The organism is Natronomonas aquatica, assembly GCF_024449025.1.
GTDB classification, from domain to species: Archaea; Halobacteriota; Halobacteria; order Halobacteriales; family Haloarculaceae; genus Natronomonas; species Natronomonas aquatica.
On the sequence record NZ_JAHLKM010000062.1, the window covers coordinates 1 to 4,114 of the forward strand.

General features: G+C 66.7%; 6 protein-coding genes and 1 tRNA gene. 6 read left to right on the forward strand and 1 reads right to left on the reverse strand.

All coding sequences use genetic code 11. The features are described 5' to 3' along the window. Positions 1-48 precede the first annotated feature (48 nt). Positions 49-300 carry a DUF7504 family protein gene (locus KM295_RS17185; protein WP_418904825.1) on the forward strand — a complete coding sequence of 84 codons (252 nt, stop codon included), beginning with the start codon at positions 49-51 and terminating at the stop codon, positions 298-300. A 111-nt stretch (positions 301-411) separates the two neighbouring features. Here the strand turns inward: KM295_RS17185 and KM295_RS16650 are convergent. Further along, positions 412-482: transfer RNA gene (locus tag KM295_RS16650), tRNA-Gly, on the reverse strand. 206 nt (positions 483-688) lie between these two features. Between KM295_RS16650 and KM295_RS16655 the strand changes: the two genes are divergently transcribed. From KM295_RS16655 to KM295_RS16675, 5 genes are all read left to right on the forward strand, one after another. Beyond that, positions 689-1,522 (forward strand): RNA methyltransferase, encoded by an 834-nt coding sequence (locus KM295_RS16655; RefSeq protein WP_256031490.1) that lies wholly within the window; start codon positions 689-691, stop codon positions 1,520-1,522. 5 nt (positions 1,523-1,527) lie between these two features. Beyond that, positions 1,528-2,538, forward strand: a complete 1,011-nt coding sequence (locus KM295_RS16660; protein WP_256031493.1) for a 50S ribosomal protein L3 — start codon at positions 1,528-1,530, stop codon at positions 2,536-2,538. Positions 2,539-2,541: 3 nt separating this feature from the next. After that, complete coding sequence (gene rpl4p / locus KM295_RS16665; protein WP_256031495.1) at positions 2,542-3,288, forward strand: 50S ribosomal protein L4; 747 nt, start codon at positions 2,542-2,544, stop codon at positions 3,286-3,288. Beyond that, positions 3,285-3,533 (forward strand): 50S ribosomal protein L23, encoded by a 249-nt coding sequence (locus KM295_RS16670; RefSeq protein ID WP_256031498.1) that lies wholly within the window; start codon positions 3,285-3,287, stop codon positions 3,531-3,533. Before rpl4p ends, KM295_RS16670 begins: the two co-directional genes overlap by 4 nt. A gap of 2 nt (positions 3,534-3,535) precedes the next feature. After that, positions 3,536-4,114: 50S ribosomal protein L2 (locus KM295_RS16675; RefSeq protein ID WP_256031500.1), on the forward strand; the 579-nt coding region annotated here is incomplete at its 3' end.

Sequence of the window (4,114 nt, forward strand, 5' to 3'; positions counted from 1 at the left end):
CCAGGGTGATGTCGTCCAGCCGACCCATTATGCAGAAATACGATTGCTATAGTAAATACTTTCGCACGACCGTATCAGTCGCTTGCGCCCCTGCTCGAACGGAACGATCTCCGGGGGGCGTTCCGCTTTCTGCATCTGTTGTTGCGCCGGTTGGAATCGGCCGACGCGGTGGCACACTTCCATCTCGATCCCGACACCGTCGACGATCGGACGCTTTATACGCTATTTCCGCTGTTCGATACCGTCGTCGAACACGACGAGAGCGGATCGATCCGTGTGAGCGACGGCGGTCCGGACTGAGACCGAAAACTCCGTTTTGCGTTTCCGAGCCCGTCGTTGGCAGTTAAGCTCCGCGCGAGCGAAGCGAGCGCGGTTCGCCGGAGGCGAACCTAATGAAGTAAAAAGTGGGAGTGCGTCGGCCGGGATTTGAACCCGGGTTGTGACCATGGCAAGGTCACGTGATACCACTACACTACCGACGCGCCTTCACAGAGGATCGTACCGGGGAGATCAATAAAAGGCTTGCGAACCGGCACCGCGTCGGTGGGTTCACACCCCGGATCGGGATACAGTCACACGCAGAAATCCCTGTCAACGGAGCCCACGACCGCTCAATACCGCGATACTTTTAAGTGTGGGTTCGGTATGATCGGCACAGTCTCGTGAACGGACACGGAAGCGTTACGGCATGACACACAGCGTGCTCGTGCCGTCGTCCCTGACCCGGGAAGCCGAGGACAAACGCGAGGCGACTCGCAAACTCGGTTACGTCGCCCGCGCGGCGACGGTCTTTCGGGTGGACCGGCTCGTCGTCTTCCCCGACCGCGGGGGGGAGACGGGTCGGTTCGGCGACGGGTTCGTCGACACCGTGTTGCGGTACGCCGCCACGCCCCCATACCTCCGAAAGGAGGCGTGGGACAGGCGGGGCGAACTGGAGTACGCCGGTGTCCTGCCGCCGCTCCGTGTCCGCTCGCAGACCGGCTCCGGATCGGACGGTTCGGGGTCGTTAAGACAGGGAATCGTGACCGAGGTCGGACCTGACGGGCGCGTCCGGGTCAATTGCGGACTGCAACACCCGATCTCCCTACCCGCTCCCTCCGGGGAGTACGAGGAGGGGGAACGCGTCACCATCAGGGTCTCTTCGCGAGAGCCGGTTCGCGCAAAGCTCGCTGCCGAGCCCCCACCGGGGTTCGCCGTCGAGCGCGCGACCATCGAAGACGTCCTCGCCCGGCCGGACGCCGGCGTTCGTATCGCCGCGTCCCGGCTGGGTGAGGAACTGACGGTCGATCGGCTCGCCGCGTTGGCCGAGCGGACGGCCGACGACGGTCTCACGGTCGCCTTCGGCGCCCCCGAGCGGGGGTTGCCGGAGATACTCGACTGTGAGCCTCGCGCGGAGACTATCGGCGACGAACCGCGAGCGCGGTTCGACCTCTGGCTCAATACGGTTCCGAACCAGGGTAGCAAGACGATCCGAACGGAGGAAGCTCTGTTCGCGACGCTTGCGCCCCTCACACTGGAGTGAGATAAATGCCACAACCAAGCAGACCACGAAAAGGCTCGATGGGCTTCAGCCCCCGCAGCCGTGCGGCCAGTGAGGTCCCGCGTTTCAACTCCTGGCCGGGCGACGACGGACAGCCCGGGCTACAGGGCTTTGCCGGCTACAAGGCGGGCATGAGTCACGTCGTGACGATAAACGACGAGCCCAACTCTCCCCGAGAGGGTCGAGAGGAGACCGTTCCGGTGACCGTCGTCGAGACGCCACCGATGCGGGCTGTCGCCGTTCGAGCCTACGAAGACACACCGTACGGAAAGCGGCCGCTGACCGAATCCTGGACCGACGAGGTCCACGAGGATCTGGGTCGCGCCCTCTCCGTGCCGGACGAACAGACCGGCGACGCCGAAAGCGAAATCCGTGATGCACTCGATCGAGGGATCCTCGCCGACGTGCGAGTCGTCACCCACACCGTGCCGCGGGAGCTTTCGAGCGTGCCGAAAAAGGAACCCGACGTGATGGAGACGCGCGTCGGCGGCGGTTCGATCGACGAGCGCGTCGAGTACGCGTTCGATCTGATCGACGACGGCGGGGAACACACCGTGACGGACGTGTTCCGGGCCGGCGAGTACACCGACGTCGCGGGCGTCACGAAGGGCAAAGGGACACAGGGCCCCGTCAAGCGATGGGGCGTTCAAAAGCGGAAGGGCAAACACGCCCGCCAGGGCTGGCGCCGACGGATCGGTAACCTCGGCCCCTGGAACCCCTCGCGGGTCCGCTCGACCGTGCCCCAGCAGGGACAGACCGGCTACCACCAGCGCACCGAACTCAACAAGCGGCTCGTCGACCTCGGCGACGACGCGGTCACCCCCGACGGTGGCTTCGTCAACTACGGCGAGGTCGACGGTCCCTACGCTCTGGTGAAAGGCTCCGTCCCGGGCCCGGACAAGCGCCTCGTGCGCTTCCGCCCGGCGGTCCGGCCGGCCGACCAGCCGCGCCTCGACCCCGAGGTGCGGTACGTCTCCACCGCCTCGAATCAGGGATAAACCATGCAGGCAACAGTACGAACCCTGGACGGGGAGGACGCGGGCGAGGTCGAACTGCCGGCCGTCTTCGAGACGACCTTCCGGCCCGACCTCATCAAGCGCGCGGTCCTCGCCGCACAGGCCAACCGAACGCAGGACGCAGGCACCGACGAGTACGCGGGTCTCAGAACCCCGGCGGAGTCCCACGGCAGCGGCCGCGGGATGGCACACGTCCCCCGACAGGACGGGCGTGCGCGTGAGGTCCCACAGGCCGTCTCCGGCCGTGCGGCCCACCCGCCGAAGGCCGAGAAGGACCGCGGACTCGATATCAACAAAAAGGAGCGAAAGCTCGCCACGCGGAGCGCGATCGCGGCGACGGCCGACGGCGACGCCGTCGAAGAGCGCGGCCACGACTTCGAGGGGGACCTCGAGTTCCCGCTCGTCGTGGAAGACGGGTTCGAAGAGCTCGTCAAGACCACGGAGGCCGTCGAGGCCTTCGAGGCGCTCGGCGTCTACGCCGACGTCGAACGCGCCGAGGACGGCAAGACGGTCCGTGCCGGCCGCGGGACGACCCGCGGTCGCAAGTACACCGAGCCGAAATCGGTGCTCGTCGTGACGGGCGAGGAACCCTCGCTCGCGGCCCGCAACCTCGCGGGATCGGACGTCGCGACCGCCGACGAGGTCAACGTCGAGGATCTCGCCCCCGGCACGCAGGCCGGGCGGCTGACGGTCTGGACCGAAAGCGCCGTCGCGGAGGTGGCCGAGCGATGACGATCAAACACCCGCTCGTCACCGAGAAGGCGATGAACGACATGGACTTCGAGAACAAACTGCAGTTCGTCTGTCAGTCCGAAGCGACGAAGCCCGAGATCGCCGACGCCGTCGAAGCGCAGTTCGACGTCGGCGTCGCGTCGGTCAACACACAGATGACGATGAACGGCGAAAAGAAGGCGACCGTCACGCTCGTCGAAGCGGACGACGCACAGGAAGTCGCCTCACGGATCGGGGTGTTCTGACGATGGGACGAAGAATCCAGGGACAGCGCCGTGGTCGCGGGACGCCGACGTTCCGCGCCCCGTCGCACCGATACAAGGCGAACCTCTCGCATCGAAACGTCGAGGACGCCGACGTCGTGACCGGCGAGATCGTCGGCATCGAGCACGATCCCGCCCGGTCGGCGCCGCTTGCGGACATCGAATTCGAGGACGGCGACCGCCGACTCGTCCTCGCCCCCGAGGGCGTGGCGGTCGGCGACGAGATCCAGATCGGCGTCTCCGCGGAGATCGAGCCCGGCAACACCTTGCCGCTGGCGGAGATCCCCGAGGGCGTCCCGGTCTGTAACGTCGAACGCCAGCCCGGCGACGGCGGGAAGTTCGCCCGCGCCTCCGGCGTGTCCGCGACGCTTCTCACCCACGACAGAAACGCCGCGGTCGTCCAGTTGCCGAGCGACGAGATGCGGCGGCTCTCCCCCGAGTGTCGGGCCACGATCGGCGTGGTCGCCGGCGGCGGGCGGACGGAGAAGCCGTTCGTCAAGGCCGGCAACAAACATCACAAGATGAAGTCCCGCGGGAGCAAGTACCCGCGCGTCCGCGGTGTC